Below are 20,371 nucleotides of genomic sequence, written 5' to 3'. Positions count from 1 at the left end.
TCCATAACCTTATAAGAAGTCATTCCTTCTGCATTCGCGCGGGCGTCTTCAGGATGCCGCGTTATCTGCCGCGGTCGCCAGCCCGTATTTTTTCAGCTTGTACCAGATCGACCTTTCGCTGATTTTCAGCAATTGCGCAGCCCGCGTCCGGTTTCCGCGGGTCTGCCGCAATGCTTCACGGATCAGCTGCGTCTCCAGCGCCTCGACGCTGGCTTCCAGGTTCAGATCGCTGCTGTCGTGCGCCGTGTCGTTCGGCAGTGCGGCCGGCACGATCGCGTCGCTGGACTCGTGGGAGAAGTGTTGCAGGTCCAGGGTCTTGCCATTCCCCAGGATCAGGGCTCTTTCGACGACGTTGCCGAGTTCGCGCACATTGCCCGGCCATCGATACTGCTGTAGCTGGCGCAGCGTGTCGGCCGAGGCGGCCGGCAGGCTGCGGCCCTCGCCCAGATGCTGCCTGGCGAAATGGGCGATCAGGTCGGGCAGATCCTCGCGGCGCTCACGCAGCGGCGGCAGCTCCAGAGCGAACACATTCAGGCGGTAGTACAAGTCCTCGCGCAGCCGGTTGTCGCGCACCGCCTGCTTGGGTGAGCGGTTGGTCGCCGCGATCACGCGCAGATCCAGCTTGACGCTGCGGTTGCCACCGAGTTTTTCGACCTCGCCCTCCTGCAGTACGCGCAGCAGTTTGGTCTGCAGCGCCAACGGCATTTCGGTGATCTCGTCGAGAAAGATCGTGCCCTTGTCGGCGAGCTCGAACTTGCCGATGCGTTCGCGCAGCGCGCCGGTGAACGCGCCTTTCTCGTGGCCGAACAGCTCGCTTTCGAGCATCTCGGATGGGATCGCCGCGCAATTGAGCGCGACGAACAGCTGCTCGCGGCGCTCCGAGGCGCGGTGTATCGCCCGCGCCACGACTTCCTTGCCGGTGCCGGTTTCGCCGGTCAGCAGCACCGTCGCGCGCGTCGGTGCCACCTGGCGGATCTGCTCGCGCAGTCGCTGCATCGCCGCGCTGCCGCCGACCAGGCCCTGCCAGTCGCGATCACTCTGTTCCTTCAGATACTGGTTCTGCTGCAGCACGCCGCGCACCGTCAGCACGCGCTGGATCGCCAGGTCGAGCGCGTTGATGTCGAAGGGCCGCAGCAGGTAGTCGCAGGCGCCGAGGCGCATCGCCTCCACGGCGCTTTCGATGCTGCCTTGCGCGGTGATCATGATCAGCGGTACGTCGATGCCGCTGTCACGCAGCTTGCGCAACAGCTCGATGCCGTTGATCACCGGCATGCGCAGATCGCTGATCACCAGATCGAAGCCACCGCCCTGCAGACGCTCGTAGGCCTGTTCGCCGTCGGCGGCGCTTTCGGTGCGATAGCCGTGGCGCGTCAACATGATCTCGAGGACGCGGCGCATGTTCGCCTCGTCGTCGACGACCAGCACCCGCAGTGCATTGCTCATGATTCCTCGTCTTGGGTTCGCGGCAGCCAGAAACGGAACAGCGCGCCGCCCAGTGGGCTGCTGTCGGCGACGATGTCGCCGCCATGTTGCCGCAGGATCTGGCTGACCACCGCAAGGCCCAGGCCGACGCCGCCTTCACGCTTGAACACGAAGGGCTCGAAGATCCGGCTGCGATCCTCCGGCGCGATACCCGGGCCGTCGTCGCCGACTTCGACGACCAGGCGCTGCGCCTCGTCGCGGCTGCGCACCTGCACGTGGCCGCCGTCGGCGACGATCTGCAGCGCGTTCATGATCAGGTTCAGCAGCACCTGCGAAATCTGCTCCGAATCGCAGTCGAGCATCGTACGGCTGGCGTCGGCGATGAATTCCAGATGCACGTGGCGGTCGCGCGCCTGCGAGCCGAGCAGGGTGATCGCGTGGCGGATGATGTCGTGAATGTCGTCGGGCCGGCGCTGCGGCGCGCGCGTCCGGGCGCTGTCGAGCATCGACGTGACCAGGCGGTTGAGACGCTCGGTTTCACTCTCGATGATGCCGACCAGTTCGCCGCCCTCGGCGCTCAGCGCCGGCTCGAGCTTCAGCATCTGCGCCGAGGAGCGCAGGATCCCCAGCGGCGTGCGCACCTCGTGCGCCATCAGCGCGGTGATCTCGCCGAGCGCCGCGAGTTTCGAGGCCTGGGTCAGCGTCGCCTGCGAGCGCTGCAGTTTTTCGACCAGGCGCACAAAGCTGCGATTGAGTTCGCCGATTTCACCGGGCCCCTGTTCCGGCGCCGCCGGCGGCGGGCCGGGCTCCAGGTAATGTCGCGTGAATTCTGTCAGCGCGATCACCGGCCGCGCGATCACGCCAGCGACCCAGCTCGACGCCAGGATCGTGATCAGCACGGTCGCGGCGAGCAGTCCGGCGAAAGTCCAGGCCATGTGCGTGACCGGCGCCAGCGCCGAATCGCGCGATTGCAGCAGCAGCGAGGTCCAGCCGAGGCCGCTAAAGCGGTCGAGGCCGTCGGATCGCGACGAGGCGATCAGCACCGGCATCGTCATCCACGGCGCGGCATCGCGATGCTCGATGACGCCCGGCGCTTCCGGCAACCAGGCCGTGGCCGCGACGCCGGGCAGGGCGCCGCGTGCGCGCAGCGCCGACGAGCCGATGACGATCCGTCCCTGCGCGTCCAGCACCAGCGCCTGGCGCGTCGAATCCGCGATGGCGTCCAGCGATTTCTCCAGCTGCGACCAGTCCAGCTCCAGTACCAGCTGGCCGAGTGCGCCGTCGGTGAATTGCGACTGCAGGCCGGTACGTATCGGCAGCCGGCCCTGCGCCACCGGGTCGATCTGCACATCGCCGCCGGGCAGCGTCGCGGTCCACCGCGGCGCGACCGCGGCAAAAGTCTGGCCGATACGCCGCGGCTCACTGCTGGCGACGATACGGCCGCTGGCATCCACCGCGAGCAAGTCGACGTAGAGACCACCGTAGCGATGCTTCATCTCCGCCAGGAAGTTGGACAGGCGCTTGTCGACGTCGTCGAGCCGCAGGTCCTGCATGACCTCGAGGTGGCTCCAGGTGGTGGCGTTGAGCAGGCGCTCGTAGAGCTGGCGGTCGAGGTCGTCGGACAACGCAGCGGCGCTGCGTTGCACGTTCTGCTTGATCTCGCCGAGCATCGCCGTGCGGGTCTGGCCGAACGCGAGCAGGGTCAGCCCGGCTGCCGGCAACAGGCCGACAATCAGGAACGCCGACAGCAACAGGCGCCGTATCGTCACCCGCAGCGTGTCCGCTTTGATTTACGATCCGCCACGCTCGCGGTAGCGGCATGGCAATCGCCGGAGCCGTAGCGGGTAAGAGGAAGGGTCGAGACCATGGGAATAGGGGCAGCGGTGCAGCGATCATGATAGTCCCGCGTTTCGGCGGCGGGTGGCTGCGTGTGGCTGCCTGCCTGCTGGCGATGGCGGCGTGGCGGCCGGCCGCTGCGCAGGAGTCTGCCGGCCTGCGCGACATCGGCTTCGACCCGTCGGCGCAGCGCTACCAGCTCGGCCAGGGCCTGCGCCTGGGCGATTCCGGTCTGGCGCTGGGGGGCTACGCCACCGCCAGCGCGGCCGAGCATGCCGAGACGGGCACGAACCTGCGGCTGCAGTCGCTGAGCGGCTTCCTGTGGTGGGACAACGGCGGCCGCTGGCACGCCTTCTCCGAGATCGAAGCCGAGGACCTGCTCAACGCCGACGAAGACACGCTGACCACGCGCAATGCCGATCTGGAACTGGAACGGCTGTACGTCGACTACACCGCGACCGATCTGCTGAAGTTCAGGGTCGGCAAGTTCCTGACCCCGGTGGGACGCTGGAATCTGATCCATGCCTCGCCGCTGGTCTGGACCACAACGCGGCCCTTGATCACCGAGCGCACGTTCCCGACCAATGCCACCGGCCTGATGGTCTACGGCAGCCTGCCGTGGACCGACGAGGGCGTCGAATACTCGCTGTACTACTCGCCGGGCGAAGAGCTGGCGCGCGACAAGGAGCTGGACACGTTCCGCGAGGCTTTCGGCGCGCACCTGTCTTTCTCGCCGCTGCCGCATGTTCACGCCGGCCTGTCCTATGTCAATTTCGAGCAGCGCTACTCGCCCGACGAGCACCGCAATCTGTATGGCTTCGACGCGGTCTGGGCTTGGCATCGCTACGAAGTCAGCGGCGAGTTCCACTATCGCGTGAACGACGGCTACGACTACCAGAGCAACGAGCGCGGCCTGTACCTGCAGGGGGTGGCGCCGCTGAGCGAGCGACTGTACGCGGTGGCCCGCTATGAAACCTTCCGCCGCTCCGATGCCGATCGCGACATCAATGTCTATCTCGTCGGCCTCAACTTCAAGTTGCAGCCGGCGCTGGTCCTGAAGGCCGAATACAGCCGCGCCACCGACAACGATCTGAACGTGCGCGATGGTTTCATGGCGTCGATCGCGGTGCTGTTCTGATGCGGCGATGGCTCAGCTTGCTGGCGGCGATGCTGCTCGTCGCGGCGTCACCGCGCAGCCTCGCCGAGGAACCGCTGCTGGCGGTGGTCGTCGCCGCGGCGCGCGGCGACCAGCCCGGCGCCGATGAAATCGCGCAGATCTTCAAGCGCCGCAAACTGTTCTGGAGCGATGGCACGCGCATCCAGCCGGTCAACCTGCCGGCCGACCATCCGCTGAGGCAGCGGCTCACGCGCCAGGTGCTGCACCAGTCGGCCGAGGCACAGCAGGAATACTGGAACGAACAGTACTTCCATGGCGTGCTGCCGCCGCATGTTCTGGCTTCCGAGGAGGCGATGTTGCGCTTCGTCGCCGACACCTCGGCGGCGATCGGCTATCTGCCGGCCTGCCCGCCGGACCCGCGCGTGCGGGTGGTGCTGCTGGTGACGGCGGAGGGGCGCCTGCTGAAGCCCGAGACCGCACCGGCCTGTGGCGGCTGAGCCCTCGGCACCCTGCAAAAATTGTCGACGCAGTTTGCGGACGTCGCGCTTTTGCAGGCTGCGCCGTCAGCCGCACAAGTCGGTATTGATATATAAATCATAGGCCTGCACGCCAGCAGGCGGCTGGCACCTGGCTTGCCATTACTGATCCGTGCCCCGCCGTTTCGCGGGCTTGGACTCAGGACCGATCATGCTCAGCGCCCGCCGCGCCGCCTCTCAAACCGTCGAACTGGAGCTGCTCGAAGCCGAGCCGCAGCGTCGCCCGGAACTGCAGGGCTTCATCGCCGAGCGCTTCGCCGAGGTCTACGGCGCCGAGCTGTACAACTTCATGCCGCGGCTGTTCGGACTTCAGGACGACAGCGGCGAGCTGCTCGCGGCCTTCGGCATGCGCGCCGCCGAACGCGACGGCAAGCGCGAGCTGCTGTTCCTCGAACACTATCTCGACCGGCCGGTCGAGGCGCTGGTCGCGCAAGTGGCCGGTCGGCCGGTGCCGCGTTGCCATATCGTCGAGGTCGGCAATCTCGCCGGCGCTTCGCCCGGCGCGCTGCGCCAGCTGATTCCGCTGCTTTGCGAACGCCTGCATCAGGACGGATTCCACTGGGTGGTGTTCACCGGCCCGGCGCGGCTGTGCAACAGCTTTTCGCGGCTCGGCCTGCCGCTGCAGGTGCTCGCACCGGCTCCGGTGGAAAAGCTCAGCGCGGAAGAACGCCGGCACTGGGGCCGCTACTACGATCATCGTCCTTCGGTGATGGCCGGCGACATCGGCCCGGCCGCGCGTCTGCTGCGCGAGCTGCGGCGTACGCCCGGTGGCTTGCAGCAGTTGCTGGCGCCGCTGGCCGGAGTGGGCGCACCGTGACGACGCGCTCGATGCCGACAAGTCGCGTGCTGCAGGCGATCCGCGAGCACGCGTTGGCGCGGCCGCAGGCGGTCGCGCTGGAAAGCCCGACGGCGCGGCTCGACTACGCCGAGCTGTCGCTGGCGATCGAGACCATCTCCGCAGAACTGCGGCGGCTCGGCTGCCAGCGCATCGCGCTGCTCGCCGACAACGGTATTTCGTGGGCGCTGGTCGAACTCGCCGCGCTGCGGCTGAAGATCCTGTGCGTGCCGCTGCCGCCTTTTTTCTCCACAGCACAGATGACGCATGCGCTGCGCGACGCCGGCGTCGACACGCTGCTGATCGACCCCAGGATCCCGCTGCCACCGGCGTTGGCGCGCCATCCGGCCTCGGCGCTGAGGAGCTGGCCTGCGGCTTTTGGCGCGCTCAACGCGGTCAACCTGTCGCTGCCGGCCACGCCGCTGCATCCGGGCACCTGCAAGATCACCTACACCTCCGGCACCACCGGAGAACCCAAGGGCGTGAGCCTGGGGCTCGAGGAGCAGGAGAACGTCGCCGCAGCGCTGCTGGCGGCCAGCGGCGCGGACAGGCAATCGCGCCATTTGAGCGTATTGCCGCTGTCCACCTTGCTGGAGAACATCGGCGGCCTCTACGCACCGCTGCTGGCCGGCGCGACCAGTTGCCTGTGGCCTTTGGCCGAGGTCGGCCTGTCCGGCGCCTCGCAACTCGATGTGCGCAGGCTGCTGGCCGCGATCAGCGGCGCGCGCGCCAGCAGCGTGATCCTGGTGCCGCAGATGCTGCTGGCGATGGTGTCGGCGATCGAGGCCGGCATGCCGGCGCCGGCTTGCCTGAGTTTCATCGCCGTGGGCGGTGCGTCGGTGTCGCCGCGCCTGCTGCAACGCGCGCAGGCGCTGGGTTTGCCGGTCTACGAAGGCTACGGGCTGTCGGAATGCGCGTCGGTGGTGGCGCTCAATTGCGCCGGCGCACAGCGCGCCGACAGCGTCGGCAAACCGCTGCCGCATGCGCGTGTCCGCATCGCGCCGGATGGCGAAATCCTGGTCTCGGGCAATGTCTATCGCGGTTACGTCGGTGAGCCGGCCGTGGATCGCGATGAGGAAGTGGCGACCGGCGACATCGGCCATTTCGACGGCGACGGCTTCCTGCATGTCACCGGTCGCAAGAAGAACATTTTCGTCACCTCGTTCGGCCGCAACGTCGCTCCGGAATGGGTCGAGCGTGAGCTGTGCCTGCAGCCGGCCATCGCGCAGGCCGCGGTATTCGGTGAGGCCGCGCCGTTCAATGTTGCGGTGATCGTCGCGCGCACGCCGGATGTGGCGGAGGCGATCGCGGCGGTCAATCGCGAACTGCCGGACTACGCCCGCATCCGTCGCTGGATCGCGGCGACCGCACCTTTCACTCCCGGCAACGATCAGGGCACCGCCAACGGCCGTCTGCGCCGTGCGCAGATTCGCCACGCCTACGCCGACGCCATCGCCGCGCTGTATTGCGACGAACTCGCTTTCGAATGACCTGCTGCGAGAAAAAATCCAGATGAGTTTCTACGAACACCTGCAAGCCGAAACCCAGCACGAGCGCGCGGCGCTGCTCGCGCAGCCGCTTTTCGCCGACGCCCTGGCCGGGCGCGTCACGGTGCCGCTGTATATCGCCTTCCTGACGCAGGCCTATTACCACGTCAAGCACACCGTGCCGCTGATGATGGCCTGCGGCGCGCGGCTCAACGACGACCGCGAATGGCTGCGCGCCAAGATCACCGCGTATATCGACGAGGAGTATGGCCATCACGAATGGGTACTCAACGACATCGCGGCCTGCGGCGGCGACCCCGCAGCGGTGCGCGCGGGAGCGCCGTCGTTCGAGACCGAGATGATGGTCGCCTATGCGTACGACCTGTGCGCACGCGGCAATCCGGCGGGCTTCTTCGGCATGGTGCATGTGCTCGAAGGCACGAGCACGGCGCTGGCGACTCAGGCCGCGCAGCAGATCGCCGGCGCACTGCAGTTGCCGAAAAAAGCCTTCAGCTATCTGAGCAGCCACGGCTCGCTCGATCTGGAGCACGTCGATTTCTTTCGCGAGCTGGTCGAGCAGATGACGCCGTCCGATCAGCAGGCCGTGGTGCAGGCGGCCAAACGTTTCTATCGGCTCTACGGCGACATCTTCGCCCATCTCCATCGGGAGCATCAGACATGCAACTGAAAAACAAGCGGGTACTACTGACCGGTGCGTCCGGCGGCATCGGCCGTGAACTGGCCTTCGAACTGGGCCGCCAGGGCGCGAGCCTGCTGTTGTCCGGACGCAAGACCCTGGTGCTGGACAACATCGCCAGTGCCATCGTCAATCTGGGCGGCAAGGCCGAGATTTTGCCGGGCGATCTGACCGTGGCGAGCGGCCCGCAGCGCCTGATAGCGGAGGCCACGCAGAACGGCCAAGTGCTGGACGTCGTCGTCAACTGCGCCGGCATTTCGTTCTTCGGCATGACCGAGGATCTGGGCGCCGAGAAGCTGCAACAGCTGTGGCGAACCAATGTGATCGCGCCGATGCAGCTGGCCCAGGCCGTGCTGCCCTTGTTCAAGGCCCAGCAAAGCGGCTTGATCGTCAACGTGGGTTCGATCTTCGGCTCGATCGGCTTCCCCTGTTTCAGCGCGTACTCCGCGAGCAAATTCGCATTGCGAGGGTTCTCCGAGGCGCTGCGCCGCGAACTCGAGGGCAGTGGCGTCGACGTGCTCTACGTGGCGCCGCGCTATACCCGTACCGCGATCAACGAGGGCTCGGTCAGCCGCATGGCGGAGGCGGTCGCGATGAAGCAGGACGAGCCGCAAAGAGTGGCACGGGCGATCGCCGACGCGATCGTCGGCAACGCCCGCGAGCGTTACTTCGGCTGGCCGGAGCGCTTCTTCGTCAAGCTCAATGGCCTGTTTCCGCGGCTCGTCGACAAGGGACTGCGCGAGCAGGGCCGGCGTATGCGGCCGTTCGCGCAGCTCGATCACAATGCAGTCACCGGAGTACTCAGCCATGTTCAATAATCCGATCAGCAAAAGCCTGGTGTTGCTGGCGCTGGGCCTTGTCCTGGCAATGGCGCTGCCGGCGCATGCCGACACGCTGGGCGATCGCATCGCCGAACTCCAGCATGGCTGGGCACAAGCCTATTACCAGGTACCCGAGGCGGAGAAGGAATCCCGCTTCGACGCACTGATAACGCGGTCCGAGAGCGTCGTGGCGGAATTTCCGGCACGCGCCGAGCCGATGATCTGGGAAGCCATCGTGCTCAGCAGCGCCGCCAAGTTCCAGGGCGGATTGGGCGCACTCGACAAGATAAAACGGGCGCGCGATCTGCTGCTGGCCGCCGAAAAGATCGACCCCAAGGCGCTGGATGGTTCGGTCTACACCTCGCTCGGCAGCCTGTATGCGAAGGCGCCCGGCTGGCCGCTGGCGTTCGGCGACAAGAAGCAGGCGGCGGCTTATCTGCAGAAAGCCCTGGCGATCAACCCCGACGGCATCGATCCGAATTATTTCTATGGCGACCTGTTGCTGGAGCAGAAGCAAAACGCCGAGGCGCAGATTTATCTGACCAAGGCGCTGGCGGCGGCGCCGCGGCCGGGCCGCGAAGATGCGGACGCGGGTCGTCGCGCCGAGGTGCAGCAGGCCCTGGCTCGCTTGTCCAAGCGCTAGTCTCGCAAGGCGTCGGGGTCGCTGTCGCGGCGACCACCGCTTGCGCAGCCGAGGCTCGTACGGGCGGCATCGGGGTCGACTGGTGATCGGCGCTCGCACCGGCGATGGCGCCCGGACCGTCGACCGGCTCGAGCGCGGCGCGCTCCCTGGATACAGCGGCGGCCCATCACCGTCGAGGCAACAAAAAACCCCGCATTTAGCGGGGTTTTCTGTGTGTCCCGATTCAGGTCGGGACTTGTGACTGGTGCCGAGAAGAGGACTCGAACCTCCACGGTTTTACCCGCTAGTACCTGAAACTAGTGCGTCTACCAATTCCGCCATCTCGGCTTTGAAGCGATCTCGCGGTCCGTGTTGAGGGCTGCGAGGGCGCGAATTGTGGCGATGCGAGTATGCTTTGTCAATGAAACGAAAGAACGACTCTCAAAACTCACGTAACAAGTCATCCGCGACCCCCGACTGGCAGGCCCGCGATCCCAATTACCAGGCCGAGCAGGGCCGCTACGAGGATCCGGTTCCGTCGCGCCAGCTGATCCTGGATACGCTGACCGAGCATGCCGGGCCGCTGAATGTCGACGACCTGATCGGCCACTTCCAGCTGACCAAGCTCAACCAGCAGTCGGCGCTGGAGAAGCGTCTCGGCGCGATGATCCGCGACGGCCAGGTGGTGCAGAACCGGCGTGGTTCCTACGGCCCGGTGGCGCAGATGAATGCGGTCGCTGGCGTGGTACAGGCGCATCGCGACGGCTTCGGCTTCCTGTGCCGCGACGAAGGCGGCCCGGACATCTTCCTGCCGCCGCGGCAGATGCGCTCGCTGATGAATGGCGATCGCGTGCTGGTGCGCATCACCGGCACCGACTTCAAGGGCCGGCCGGAAGGCTCGCTGGTGGAAGTGCTGGAGCGCGGCTCGCGCGAAGTGGTCGGGCGCATGCACGTCGACCAGGGCGTCTGCTACGTGATCCCGGACAACCCGCGCGTTCAGCAGGACCTGCTGATCCCGCCGGAAGCCAGCATGGGCGCCAAGCACGGCCAGATGGTGGTCGCCGAAATCGTCGCGCCGCCGGGCAACCGCACCTTGCCGGTCGGCAAGGTGCTCGAGATTCTCGGCGATCATCTCGCGCCGGGCATGGAGATCGAGGCGGCCGTGCGCGCGCACAGCCTGCCCAACGAATTCCCGGACAACGTGCTGATTGAGGCCGAGCGCATTCCGGACACGGTGCAGCCGCACCAGATCAAGGGCCGCGTCGATCTGCGCGACCTGCCGCTGATGACCATCGACGGTGCCGACTCGCGCGACTTCGACGACGCGGTCTACGCCAAGGCGATGCGCAAGGGGCCGTTCGGCACCGGCGGCGGCTGGACGCTGTGGGTCGCGATCGCCGACGTCGCCGCCTACGTCACGCCGGAATCCGCGCTGGACGCCGAAGCCGCGGCGCGCGGCAACTCGGTGTACTTCCCGCAGCGCGCGATCCCGATGCTGCCGGAGAAGCTGTCCAACGGCCTGTGCTCGCTGAACCCGAACGTCGACCGCCTGTGCATGGTCTGCGAAATGCGCGTCAAGCCCGATGGCGAAGTCGCCAAGTCGACCTTCTACGAAGGCGTGATGAATTCCAAGGCGCGGCTGATTTACGAAGACGTCGCCGCAATGCTGGAGAACCCCAACGGCCCCGAGGCCGCGCGCCAGCCGCATGCGGTGCCGCACGTGCAGGTGCTCAAGGAACTGTTCGAGGCCTTCTACAAGGCGCGCGAAAAGCGCGGCGCGATCGACTTCGAGACCCACGAAACCAAGATCGTGTTCGGCAGCGAGCGCAAGATCGACCGCATCGTGCCGATCAAGCGCAACGTCGCGCACCGGCTGATCGAGGAGTGCATGGTCGCGGCCAACGTCGAGTCGGCCAAGCGCGTCGCCAAGGCCAAGATCCCGTCGCCGTACCGCGTGCACGAAAAGCCGGACGCGATGAAGGTCACCGCCTTGCGTGAATTCCTGACCGAGCGCGGTCTCAAGCTCGGCGGCAGCGACCGTCCGGAAACCCAGGACTACGCGGCGATGCTGGCGCGCACCAAGGGCCGCCCGGACCAGCCGCTGATCCAGACGGTGATGCTGCGCTCGCTGATGCAGGCGCGTTACAGCGCCGAGAACCTCGGCCACTTCGGCCTGGCGCTGACGCACTACTCGCACTTCACGTCGCCGATCCGCCGCTATCCGGATCTGCTGCTGCATCGCGCGCTGAAGCACCTGATCCACAAGAAACCGGTCAAGGATTTCGCCTACAGCGTCGATGCGATGGAGAAGGCCGGTGCGCACAGTTCGATGACCGAGCGCCGCGCCGACGAGGCGACGCGCGACGTCACCACCTGGCTCAAGTGCGAGTACATGAGCCACCACGTCGGCGAAGAGCACGACGGCCTGGTGTCGGGCATCGCGCCGTTCGGCCTGTTCATCGAACTCGCCGGCCTGTATGTCGAAGGCCTGGTGCACGTCAGCCAGCTGAAGAACGACTACTACAAGTTCGAGGCGCGGCACCACCGGCTGATCGGCGAGCGCAGCGGCACCGCGTATAATCTCGGCGATTCGGTGCGAGTCAAAGTGGTCCGCGTGAACCTCGACGAACGCAAGGTCGATCTGGAGTTGATCCCGACCAAGGGATCCGGCCAGCGTTCATCCATAGTTCAGGACCGCGACACAGAATCGCGCGCACTTCCCAGCAAAAAGAAGCGGAGATCCAGATGAGTCTTGTCAGAGCGGCCGTAGTGGCGGCTGTGGTGATCAGCGTGGCCGGCTGTGCCGACGACCCGAATCGCAACGCCAAGCGCGGCGGCGGTATCGGTGCGGTGGTCGGCGGCGTGATCGGCAACAACGTCAGCCATGCGCGCGGCGCGCCCATCGTCGGCGCCGTGGTCGGTGCGCTGGCCGGTGCCGCGGTCGGCAATTACATGGACAAGCAGCGCAAGGAAGTCGAGCAGCAGATGGCGCCGGAGATCCAGCGCGGCGAACTGAGCACGACGACCTTGTCCGACGGTTCGCTGAAAGTGGCGATCGCCGCCGACGTCAGCTTCGATCTTGGCAGCGCGACGCTGCGCCCGGATGCGATGGACGCCTACGGCCGCGTCGCCGCGATCCTGCGTAACTATGACAAGACCGTAATTCACGTCGTCGGCCACACCGACACCAGCGGCGCTGCCGATTACAACCAGGGCCTGTCGGAGCGTCGCGCCCAGGCCGTCGGCAGCTTCCTGGCGTCGCAGGGCGTGCCCGGCTCGCGTCTGCGCGAGGAAGGCCGCGGCGAGCGTGAGCCGCTGATCCGCACCGGCGACAACGTCAAGGAAGCGCGCAACCGCCGCGTCGACATTGTCATCAAGCCGGTGGTCGAAGGCAACGAGCAGGCGGCCTGGGTGCCGCCACCGTATCTCGGCGGCTGAGGCTTCGGGTTGAAAAACAAAGGGCGCTTCGGCGCCCTTTGTCGTTGCAGGCCTTAAACTAGGCCATGAGTGAAAATTACATTGGCGGTTTCCACGCGGTGATGGCCGCGCTGGAAGACGGCGCAGTCAAGCCTTTCGAAATCCTGCTGTCCGATTCGCGCCAGGACGAGCGCGCTAGGCGCCTGCTGGCCGCGGCCAACGCGGCGGCGGTGCCGGTGCGCCAGGTCAGCAAGAGCGACATCGACATGCGCGCGCCGGAGCTGCGCCATCAAGGCGTGCTGGCGCTGATTCCGGAGCGCGAGTTGCTGGGCGAGGACGCGCTCGAGGCGCCGGCCTCGCCGGAGCGCATCTTCCTGGCGCTCGACGGCGTGCAGGACCCGCACAACCTGGGCGCCTGCCTGCGGACCGCGGAAGCCGTCGGTGCGACCGCGGTGATCATCCCCAAGGATCGCGCGGCCGGCCTGTCGCCGGTGGTGTTGAAAGCGGCGGCCGGGGCGGCCGAGCGCGTGCCGCTGATCGCGGTGACCAATCTGACGCGCACGCTCGAACAGTTGAAGGAACGCGGCTACTGGGTCACCGGCCTGGCCGGTGAGGCCACCGAGTCGCTGTTCGATGTCGATCTGACCGGCCCGCTGGTGCTGGTGATGGGCGCCGAAGGCGCCGGCATGCGCCGGCTGACGCGCGAAACCTGCGACCGCCTGGTCAAGATCCCGATGCTCGGCAAGACCGAGAGCCTCAACGTTTCGGTGGCCGCCGCGGTGTGCCTGTACGAAGCGTTCCGGCAACGTCAGCCGGGCGGCAAGCGCCGGTGAGCCGCAGCCGCATCGCGCTGCTGCTCGGCGCGCTGTCATTGCTGATCGCGGCAACCTGGTGGCTGACGCGCAGCGCGCCGGTCGCCGTCATGGTGCCGGCCGCCAGCGACGAGCCGGGCGAGCTGCCGGTCGAGCCTGCAGCGGTCGCCGAGCCGGCCAAGCCCAAGCCGGTGGTAATCGACGCGGTGACCGCGGGCGGCATCAAGCTGCATATCGTCAAGCCAGTGCCGCTGCTGCGTCCGCCGCCGCCCTATGGTCCGGCCTATGAGGCGCTGCTGCAGCAGGCGCACGCCGGCGATCGGCCGGCGCAATACCAGCTCGGCCTGCTGCTCTACGAGTGCCGCGACGTGCCGGCCGACAGCGAGCGGCTGGAGCGCGAAGTCGAGAGCATTTACCAGACCCGGCGGCGCGGCGGCTGGGACATCGACGATCCGGCGATCGAAGCCAGACAGCTGCGCCAGCAATACGCCGACTGCGCCGGTATTCCGGCCGATGAACGCGGGACCTATCGCGACTGGCTGCGCTCGGCCGCCGATGCCGGCCTGATCGAGGCCCAGCTCGACCTGATGTATCACCTGCCGCAGCGCGAGTTCTGCCAGTACCTGTACCAGTGCACGCCAAAGCAGCGCGAGGAACAGGCCGAGCTGCAGGCCGAGGCGCTGCGCTACGTGACGCAGGCGCGCGATGCGGGATCGGTGGCCGCGCTGTGGACCTTCGGTGCCTGGTACCAGAGCGACGAGGTGCTGCCGGTCAATGATGTCGAGGCCTACGCGCACTATTACGCGCTCGACCAGATCCAGGCCGCGGCCGGCGTCGACCGGCGTTTCTCGGCGATCCTGAAGGCGATCCGGGCCAAGCTGCGGCCGGTGGATCTGGCGCAGGGCGAGGCGCGGGCGACCGAGCTGCTGTCCAACCCGCGCTGCTGCGTGCTGACACCCTGAGCATCGCCGCCGGCACCCGCGTTGCTCCGCGGCCGGCGATCCCTTAAGATGCGCGCCCCTTGCGGCCGGCCACGGTCGCCAGGTGCTGTCCCACCGCGCAAGAGTTTCGATTCCCGGCGGGGGACTGTCCCGGCCAGCCCACACTTTCGTGAGCCGGCCGACATCCACAGACAGGAGTTATCCATGCGTCACTACGAAATCGTAGTCATGGTGCACCCGGACCAGAGCGATCAGGTTCCGGGCATGACCGAGCGTTACAAGGCAATGGTCGAAGGCGACGGCGGCAAGATCCACCGTCTCGAAGACTGGGGCCGCCGCCAGCTGGCGTACCCGATCGCCAAGCTGCACAAGGCGCACTACGTGCTGCTCAACGTCGAATGCTCCGACAAGGCCCTGGCCGAACTCGAAAGCGCGTTCAAGTTCAACGACGCCGTGATCCGCAAGCTGGTCATCCGCAAGGACGCGCCGGAATCCGTGCAGTCGCCGCTGTTCAAGGCGCCGGAAGAAGACAAGAAGCCGGAATACAAGTCGCGCCGTGACGACGCCGCGGCGCCGGATGCCGATGCGGATTCCGAAGAAGAGACCACCGAGGAGAGCGTCTAATGGCTTTCGAACGTAAAGAAGGCGGCGGTGGTGGTGGTTCCGGCGGTCGTTTCTTCCGTCGCAAGAAGTCGTGCAAGTTCAGCGCCGACAACGCCGCGCCGATCGACTACAAGGATCTGGCGATGCTCAAGGGCTATATCGGCGAGAACGGCAAGATCGTTCCGGCGCGCATCACCGGCACGCGCACGCGTTATCAGCGCCAGCTGGCGGTCGCGATCAAGCAGGCCCGTTTCCTGGCCCTGCTGCCGTACACCGACAAGCACGAATAAGAGCAGGAGCCCGCATACATGAACGTGATTCTGCTGGAACGAGTCAAAAACCTCGGCGACCTCGGCGACACCGTCAAGGTGACCCCGGGCTACGGCCGCAACTACCTGCTGCCGAAAGGCATCGCGCTGCCGGCGACCGATAGCAACCGCAAGGTCTTCGAAACCCGCAAGGCCGAGCTGGTCAAGAAGTCGAGCGAAAGCCTCAACGCCGCCAAGATTCGCGCCGAGAAGATCGGCGGCAAGTCGGTGACGGTGAAAGCGCTGGCCGCCGAAGAAGGCAAGCTGTACGGCTCGGTCGGCCCGGCCGAAATCGTGCGCGCCGCCGAGCTCGCCGGTATCGACGTCGCCAAGGCCGAGCTGGACATGGTCGACGGTCCGATCCGCGCGGTCGGCACCTACGATGTCATCGTGCGCCTGCATGGTGAAGTCGAGACCAGCCTGAGCGTCATCGTCGTCGAAGAGAAGGCCGCCGCCTAAGGCAGCCAGCTCTGGTTTCTATCGGGAGGCCGCAAGGCTTCTCGGCTAGACTAAACGGCCCGCAGCGATGCGGGCCGTTTTCGTTAGTGTCCAGGTTCTCGGCGCCGCCGCGGCGCTGCTTCGTGAGTGATATGCCGGATCCGAAACAACCGCCGTACTCGATCGAAGCCGAGCAGTCCGTGCTCGGCGGCCTGCTGCTCGACAACCGCGCCTGGAACGATCTGGCGGATCGACTGGCCGAGGCCGATTTCTACCGCGCCGACCACGGCCTGATCTATCGCGCGATCTGCGACCTGATCGGCGCCAACCGGCCCTGCGATTTCGTCACCTTGTCGGAGCATCTGCGCGCGCAGGAGAAGCTCGATCAGGCCGGTGGACTGGCGTATCTGGGCACCTTGGCCGCGGACACGCCGAGCGCGGCGAACATCGTCGCCTATGCCGATATCGTGCGCGAGCGCTCGGTGCTGCGCAGCCTGATCGCCGCCGGCCAGGACATCAGCGACCTGGGCTTTCGCGCCGAGGGCCGCAGCCCGTCCGAGCTGATCGACGTTGCCGAACAGAAAGTGTTCACGATCCGTGAACGCGGCGCACGCTCGCAGAGCGGCACCCACGACATGGCCTCGATCATGGCCGCGGTGTTCGAGCGCGTCTCCAATGTGCGCGACAGCGGCGGCTCGGCCGGCCTGCCGACCGGCTTCATCGAGTTCGACAACAAGACCAGCGGCCTGGGCGAGGGCGATCTGATGATCCTCGCGGCGCGACCGTCGATGGGCAAGACCACGCTGGCGGTCAACATCGCCGAGTACGTCGCCTTCGAGCGCAAGGAAGGCGTGGCGATTTTCTCGATGGAAATGTCGGCCGAGCAGATCGGCTATCGCGTGATCTCCTCGCGCGGCGGCATCCCGATGCAGAAGCTGCGCAGCGGCGAACTCAGCGACCAGGAAATGGACCAGCTGACCTGGACCATCAACCGGTTGCGCGAAGCGCCGATGTACATCGACGAGACCGGCGCGCTGAGCCCCAACGACCTGCGCGCGCGCGCACGCCGTCTGGCCATGCGCACCAATCTGAAACTGATCGTCGTGGATTACATCCAGCTGATGCAGGTGCCCGGCACCAAGGACAACCGCACCGGCGAAATTTCGGAAATTTCGCGCAGCCTGAAAGCGCTGGCCAAGGAGCTGAAGCTGCCGATCATCGCGCTGTCGCAGCTCAACCGCGGCGTCGAGCAGCGCGACAACAAGCGCCCGCGCATGGCCGACTTGCGCGAGTCAGGCGGTATCGAGCAGGACGCCGATCTGGTGGTGTTCATCTATCGCGACTGGGTCTATAACAAGACCAGCGACGAGACCCAGGCCGAGATCATCATCGCCAAGCAGCGTAATGGCCCGCTGGGTGCGGTGAACCTGGATTTTCACGGCCAGTACACGCGCTTCGAAAACGCGCGGACGCCCTACAGCGGCGCCGCCGATTATCAGGAATGACCGGGGCATGAGCGACCGCGTCATCGCGACCGTGGATTTGGCGGCGATCCGGCACAACCTGCAGCAGGTGCGGCGTTTCGCCCCGGGCTCCAGGGTCATGGCGGCGGTCAAGGCCGACGCCTACGGCCACGGCGCCGTGCCGGTGGCGCGCACGCTGGAAGCCGCCGGTGTCGATGCGCTCGCGGTCGCCTGCATCGAAGAGGCGCTGGAGTTGCGCGAAGCGCATGTGCGCACGCCGATCGCGCTGCTAGAAGGCATTCTCAGTGCCGAAGAAGCAACGCTGGCCGCCTACGAACGGCTGCAGATCGTGCTGAATGATTTCTGGCAGATCGAGCTGCTCGAATCGATGCCGGCCAGCGCCAGCCTGCAGGTCTGGTTCAAGCTCGACAGCGGCATGCACCGGCTCGGCTTTCCGCTGTCGGCCGTTCCCAGGCTGCAGGCGGTACTGGAGCGCAATCGCGGCTGGCAGTTCTGCGGCTGGATCACCCATCTGGCCTGCGCCGACGAGCCGGATAATCCGATGACGATGGCGCAGATCGAGGCCTTCGACGCCGCGCTGGCGGATCGCGCCGGCGCGCGTTCGATCGCCAATTCCGCCGGCCTGCTGGCATGGCCGCAGGCGCGTCGCCAATGGGTGCGGCCCGGCTTGGCGCTGTATGGCGCGAGCCCGCTGCCCGGCAAGACCGGGCCCCAGCTTGGCCTCAGGCCCGCGCTGACCCTGACCAGCCGGCTGATCGCGCGCCGCGAATACGCGGCCGGCAGCAGCATCGGCTACGGCAGCGCCTACATCTGCGAGCAGACGATGCCGGTCGGCGTCGCCGCCGTCGGCTACGCCGACGGTATTCACCGCAGCCTCGCCAGCGGTGCGCCGGTGCTGATCGCGGGACGCCGGGCTGCGCTCGCGGGGCGCGTGTCGATGGACATGATCACGCTGGATCTACGCCAGGCGCCGGACGCGCGCGTCGGTGACGAAGTGCTGCTGTGGGGCGCAGGCCTGCCGGCCGAGGAAGTCGCGGCGCACGCCGGCACGCTGGCCTACGAGTTGTTCTGCGGGCTGACCAATCGCGTCAGGTTTCGTCATATCAACAGCCCGGTCAGCTCTTAGACAGGTCGCGCCTTTACCCTTACGTTAAGGTGACACACAGCTCAGTGGCACTTATGAAGGGGCTTTCCATAAGTTCCATTACCCACTGAAAACCTTTATAAAGAAGCCGTAACAGAACTTTGCTGCAATGCAGTCTCGACGTACGTTACCGATGCCCGGCACAGCGACTGGAAGCCGGGGTTCGGATCTTGCGTAAATACGAACAAAACGACCTCGCCCTCGGGCGAGGCCTAACGAGCAAGGGTATTTCGATCAATGGCCGAAGCCGACTTTGACGGCGAGCTAGCCTTACCATTGGCTGCTGCGTCTGATGAAGCCTGGATTCACGATTCACGCGACTGGGGGCGGACCGACCGTCTGCCGTCTCGTGGATTCTACGACCGCCTCAAGCGCGCCTTCGACCTGTTCGGCTCGGCGCTGCTGGCGCTGGTTTTTGCGCCGGTCATGGTGTGCATCGTGCTGGCGGTCCGCCGCAGCGGCGGCCCGGTTTTCTTCCCGCACGAGCGCGTCGGTCTGAACGGTCGCAGCTTTCGCTGTTACAAGTTCCGGACGATGGTGCCCAACGCCGAGGAGCGCCTGAAAGAACTTCTCAATTCGGACGACGCGCTGGCCGCCGAATGGCAGGAAATCCGCAAGCTGCGCGACGATCCGCGGATCACCCCGATCGGCCGCTTTCTGCGCAAGACCAGCCTCGACGAGCTGCCGCAGGTCTGGAACGTGATCCGCGGCGACATGAGCCTGGTCGGCCCGCGGCCCATCGTCCGCGACGAGCTGCGCATGTACGGCCGCAACCTCGGTACTTACCTGGGCTCCAAGCCGGGGCTGACCGGCCTGTGGCAGGTGACGGGCCGCAGCGACGCCTGCTATCGCCGTCGCGTGGCGATGGATGTGTACTATTCGCGCAACAAGGGCCTGCTGCTGGACCTGTCGATCCTGGTGAAAACCGTCAGGGTCGTGGTTACCGGCAACGGCGCCTACTGAGTTCGCTCAGAGCGCTTCAGTCCGCCTGCCACCACTTGCGCAGGCGTTCGCTCCAGCTGACCGGGCCGGAGCCCTCCAACTGTTCCACCAGCGCCAATGCGACCGAGATATTGTCGCGGCCGCCGGCCGTCAGCGCGGCTTCGATCAAGGCCTGCGTCAAGGCTTTCAGCTCGCTGCCCGGTGCATCCAGGATGGCCGCGATCGCGGTGTCGTCGAGCATGTCGGTGAGGCCGTCGGAGCACAGCAGCAGCAGGTCGCCTGCATGGAGCGGCTGGTCGAGCAGATCCACGCTGATTTCGTCTTCCACCCCGAGCGCGCGGGTGACGATGTTCTTGCGTACCAGCCGGCTGGCGTCTTCCCGGCTGTAGTGGCCGCGGGACACCAGCTCTTCGAGCAGCGAGTGGTCCTGGGTCAGCTGGCTCAGGCTTTGCTCGCGCCAGCGATACAGCCGCGAGTCGCCGATATGCGCGATCCACATGCGGCTGCCGTTCAACAGGCAGGCGATCGCGGTCGTGCCCATCCCGGCGCAGTCCGGATCGGCGGCGGCACGCGAGCGGATGCGGTCGTGGGCGGTGTGCACGGCGAGGTTTAGCAGCGCCTTGATCGCGGCGTCGTCGGCGCCGGTCGTGGGCCAGTCGCGCTTGACGATTTCGACGATGGTCGACGTCGCGATCGAGCTGGCGACTTCGCCGGCGTTGTAGCCGCCCATGCCGTCGGCCAGCACCAGCAGGCCGAGGTCGCGATCCTCGGCCAGGGAGTCTTCGTTGTTGGTCCGTACGCGGCCGACATTGGTGGCGAGGCTGGTGGCCAGCTTGTTGTGCGATCCCATGATGCGAAGTCTATTAGCAGCGTGCCGGCCGCGACAGTGCGTGTCGTGCGTAGGCCACT

General features: G+C 66.5%; 20 protein-coding genes and 1 tRNA gene. 17 read left to right on the top strand and 4 right to left on the bottom strand.

Annotated features, from left to right (window positions below; genetic code table 11):
- Positions 1-48: 48 nt before the first annotated feature.
- Complete coding sequence (locus ACQZF9_RS10830) at positions 49-1,443, bottom strand: sigma-54-dependent transcriptional regulator (RefSeq protein WP_428313239.1); 1,395 nt, start codon at positions 1,441-1,443, stop codon at positions 49-51.
- On the bottom strand, positions 1,440-3,191 hold the full coding sequence (locus tag ACQZF9_RS10825) for a sensor histidine kinase (protein ID WP_428313238.1): 1,752 nt from the start codon (positions 3,189-3,191) through the stop codon (positions 1,440-1,442). The genes ACQZF9_RS10830 and ACQZF9_RS10825 overlap by 4 nt, the downstream gene beginning before the upstream one ends.
- Before the next feature lie 125 nt (positions 3,192-3,316).
- On the opposite strand from ACQZF9_RS10825, the gene ACQZF9_RS10820 reads away from it, so the two are divergent.
- The 7 genes from ACQZF9_RS10820 to ACQZF9_RS10790 all read left to right on the top strand — a co-directional run bounded on the left by ACQZF9_RS10820 (position 3,317) and on the right by ACQZF9_RS10790 (position 9,394).
- The gene (locus ACQZF9_RS10820) at positions 3,317-4,396 is read left to right on the top strand and encodes a porin (protein ID WP_428313237.1); all 1,080 of its coding nucleotides are present in this window, start codon (positions 3,317-3,319) and stop codon (positions 4,394-4,396) included.
- Positions 4,396-4,872, top strand: coding sequence for a hypothetical protein (locus tag ACQZF9_RS10815; RefSeq protein ID WP_428313236.1), 477 nt, complete (start codon positions 4,396-4,398; stop codon positions 4,870-4,872). The genes ACQZF9_RS10820 and ACQZF9_RS10815 overlap by 1 nt, the downstream gene beginning before the upstream one ends.
- Positions 4,873-5,062: 190 nt before the next feature.
- The gene (locus ACQZF9_RS10810) at positions 5,063-5,728 is read left to right on the top strand and encodes a thermostable hemolysin (RefSeq protein ID WP_428313235.1); all 666 of its coding nucleotides are present in this window, start codon (positions 5,063-5,065) and stop codon (positions 5,726-5,728) included.
- Positions 5,729-5,739: 11 nt separating this feature from the next.
- Positions 5,740-7,236: an AMP-binding protein gene (locus tag ACQZF9_RS10805; RefSeq protein WP_428313234.1), complete on the top strand. Its 1,497-nt coding sequence runs from the start codon at positions 5,740-5,742 to the stop codon at positions 7,234-7,236.
- 22 nt (positions 7,237-7,258) lie between these two features.
- Positions 7,259-7,921 carry a TenA family transcriptional regulator gene (locus tag ACQZF9_RS10800; protein ID WP_428313233.1) on the top strand — a complete coding sequence of 221 codons (663 nt, stop codon included), beginning with the start codon at positions 7,259-7,261 and terminating at the stop codon, positions 7,919-7,921.
- On the top strand, positions 7,912-8,748 hold the full coding sequence (locus ACQZF9_RS10795) for an SDR family oxidoreductase (RefSeq protein ID WP_428313232.1): 837 nt from the start codon (positions 7,912-7,914) through the stop codon (positions 8,746-8,748). The genes ACQZF9_RS10800 and ACQZF9_RS10795 overlap by 10 nt, the downstream gene beginning before the upstream one ends.
- Positions 8,738-9,394, top strand: coding sequence for a tetratricopeptide repeat protein (locus tag ACQZF9_RS10790; protein WP_428313231.1), 657 nt, complete (start codon positions 8,738-8,740; stop codon positions 9,392-9,394). Before ACQZF9_RS10795 ends, ACQZF9_RS10790 begins: the two co-directional genes overlap by 11 nt.
- Positions 9,395-9,636: 242 nt before the next feature.
- Here the strand turns inward: ACQZF9_RS10790 and ACQZF9_RS10785 are convergent.
- Positions 9,637-9,721: transfer RNA gene (locus tag ACQZF9_RS10785), tRNA-Leu, on the bottom strand.
- Positions 9,722-9,794: 73 nt separating this feature from the next.
- Between ACQZF9_RS10785 and rnr the strand changes: the two genes are divergently transcribed.
- The 10 genes from rnr to ACQZF9_RS10735 all read left to right on the top strand — a co-directional run bounded on the left by rnr (position 9,795) and on the right by ACQZF9_RS10735 (position 19,483).
- On the top strand, positions 9,795-12,122 hold the full coding sequence (gene rnr, locus ACQZF9_RS10780; RefSeq protein WP_428313230.1) for a ribonuclease R: 2,328 nt from the start codon (positions 9,795-9,797) through the stop codon (positions 12,120-12,122).
- Positions 12,119-12,811: an OmpA family protein gene (locus ACQZF9_RS10775; protein WP_428313229.1), complete on the top strand. Its 693-nt coding sequence runs from the start codon at positions 12,119-12,121 to the stop codon at positions 12,809-12,811. The genes rnr and ACQZF9_RS10775 overlap by 4 nt, the downstream gene beginning before the upstream one ends.
- Positions 12,812-12,876: 65 nt before the next feature.
- Positions 12,877-13,623: a 23S rRNA (guanosine(2251)-2'-O)-methyltransferase RlmB gene (gene rlmB, locus ACQZF9_RS10770; protein ID WP_428313228.1), complete on the top strand. Its 747-nt coding sequence runs from the start codon at positions 12,877-12,879 to the stop codon at positions 13,621-13,623.
- The gene (locus ACQZF9_RS10765) at positions 13,620-14,564 is read left to right on the top strand and encodes a hypothetical protein (RefSeq protein WP_428313227.1); all 945 of its coding nucleotides are present in this window, start codon (positions 13,620-13,622) and stop codon (positions 14,562-14,564) included. Before rlmB ends, ACQZF9_RS10765 begins: the two co-directional genes overlap by 4 nt.
- Before the next feature lie 183 nt (positions 14,565-14,747).
- On the top strand, positions 14,748-15,167 hold the full coding sequence (gene rpsF / locus ACQZF9_RS10760) for a 30S ribosomal protein S6 (RefSeq protein ID WP_428313226.1): 420 nt from the start codon (positions 14,748-14,750) through the stop codon (positions 15,165-15,167).
- Positions 15,167-15,436: a 30S ribosomal protein S18 gene (gene rpsR / locus ACQZF9_RS10755; RefSeq protein ID WP_428313225.1), complete on the top strand. Its 270-nt coding sequence runs from the start codon at positions 15,167-15,169 to the stop codon at positions 15,434-15,436. The genes rpsF and rpsR overlap by 1 nt, the downstream gene beginning before the upstream one ends.
- Before the next feature lie 18 nt (positions 15,437-15,454).
- Complete coding sequence (rplI, locus tag ACQZF9_RS10750) at positions 15,455-15,913, top strand: 50S ribosomal protein L9 (RefSeq protein ID WP_428313224.1); 459 nt, start codon at positions 15,455-15,457, stop codon at positions 15,911-15,913.
- A gap of 131 nt (positions 15,914-16,044) precedes the next feature.
- Complete coding sequence (gene dnaB, locus ACQZF9_RS10745) at positions 16,045-17,397, top strand: replicative DNA helicase (protein WP_428313413.1); 1,353 nt, start codon at positions 16,045-16,047, stop codon at positions 17,395-17,397.
- A gap of 7 nt (positions 17,398-17,404) precedes the next feature.
- The gene (alr, locus tag ACQZF9_RS10740; protein ID WP_428313223.1) at positions 17,405-18,502 is read left to right on the top strand and encodes an alanine racemase; all 1,098 of its coding nucleotides are present in this window, start codon (positions 17,405-17,407) and stop codon (positions 18,500-18,502) included.
- Positions 18,503-18,796: 294 nt separating this feature from the next.
- Positions 18,797-19,483 (top strand): sugar transferase, encoded by a 687-nt coding sequence (locus ACQZF9_RS10735; RefSeq protein WP_428313222.1) that lies wholly within the window; start codon positions 18,797-18,799, stop codon positions 19,481-19,483.
- Between the two features lie 16 nt (positions 19,484-19,499).
- Here ACQZF9_RS10735 and ACQZF9_RS10730 read toward each other — a convergent pair whose 3' ends face one another.
- On the bottom strand, positions 19,500-20,312 hold the full coding sequence (locus tag ACQZF9_RS10730; RefSeq protein ID WP_428313221.1) for a Stp1/IreP family PP2C-type Ser/Thr phosphatase: 813 nt from the start codon (positions 20,310-20,312) through the stop codon (positions 19,500-19,502).
- Between the last annotated feature and the right edge of the window lie 59 nt (positions 20,313-20,371).

The sequence above is a fragment of the Hydrocarboniphaga sp. genome, assembly GCF_965279055.1.
Lineage (GTDB): Bacteria > Pseudomonadota > Gammaproteobacteria > Nevskiales > Nevskiaceae > Hydrocarboniphaga.
This window is presented reverse-complemented; position numbering and strand designations above follow the sequence as displayed.

Bases quoted from the DNA above. Each gene is read 5' to 3' on its own strand.
- ACQZF9_RS10830 (WP_428313239.1), bottom strand. From the start codon at position 1,443: ATGAGCAATGCACTGCGGGTGCTGGTCGTCGACGACGAGGCGAACATG.
- ACQZF9_RS10820 (WP_428313237.1), top strand. From the start codon at position 3,317: ATGATAGTCCCGCGTTTCGGCGGCGGGTGGCTGCGTGTGGCTGCCTGC.
- ACQZF9_RS10815 (WP_428313236.1), top strand. From the start codon at position 4,396: ATGCGGCGATGGCTCAGCTTGCTGGCGGCGATGCTGCTCGTCGCGGCG.
- ACQZF9_RS10810 (WP_428313235.1), top strand. From the start codon at position 5,063: ATGCTCAGCGCCCGCCGCGCCGCCTCTCAAACCGTCGAACTGGAGCTG.
- ACQZF9_RS10805 (WP_428313234.1), top strand. From the start codon at position 5,740: ATGCCGACAAGTCGCGTGCTGCAGGCGATCCGCGAGCACGCGTTGGCG.
- ACQZF9_RS10800 (WP_428313233.1), top strand. From the start codon at position 7,259: ATGAGTTTCTACGAACACCTGCAAGCCGAAACCCAGCACGAGCGCGCG.
- ACQZF9_RS10795 (WP_428313232.1), top strand. From the start codon at position 7,912: ATGCAACTGAAAAACAAGCGGGTACTACTGACCGGTGCGTCCGGCGGC.
- ACQZF9_RS10790 (WP_428313231.1), top strand. From the start codon at position 8,738: ATGTTCAATAATCCGATCAGCAAAAGCCTGGTGTTGCTGGCGCTGGGC.
- rnr (WP_428313230.1), top strand. From the start codon at position 9,795: ATGAAACGAAAGAACGACTCTCAAAACTCACGTAACAAGTCATCCGCG.
- ACQZF9_RS10775 (WP_428313229.1), top strand. From the start codon at position 12,119: ATGAGTCTTGTCAGAGCGGCCGTAGTGGCGGCTGTGGTGATCAGCGTG.
- rlmB (WP_428313228.1), top strand. From the start codon at position 12,877: ATGAGTGAAAATTACATTGGCGGTTTCCACGCGGTGATGGCCGCGCTG.
- rpsF (WP_428313226.1), top strand. From the start codon at position 14,748: ATGCGTCACTACGAAATCGTAGTCATGGTGCACCCGGACCAGAGCGAT.
- rpsR (WP_428313225.1), top strand. From the start codon at position 15,167: ATGGCTTTCGAACGTAAAGAAGGCGGCGGTGGTGGTGGTTCCGGCGGT.
- rplI (WP_428313224.1), top strand. From the start codon at position 15,455: ATGAACGTGATTCTGCTGGAACGAGTCAAAAACCTCGGCGACCTCGGC.
- dnaB (WP_428313413.1), top strand. From the start codon at position 16,045: ATGCCGGATCCGAAACAACCGCCGTACTCGATCGAAGCCGAGCAGTCC.
- alr (WP_428313223.1), top strand. From the start codon at position 17,405: ATGAGCGACCGCGTCATCGCGACCGTGGATTTGGCGGCGATCCGGCAC.
- ACQZF9_RS10730 (WP_428313221.1), bottom strand. From the start codon at position 20,312: ATGGGATCGCACAACAAGCTGGCCACCAGCCTCGCCACCAATGTCGGC.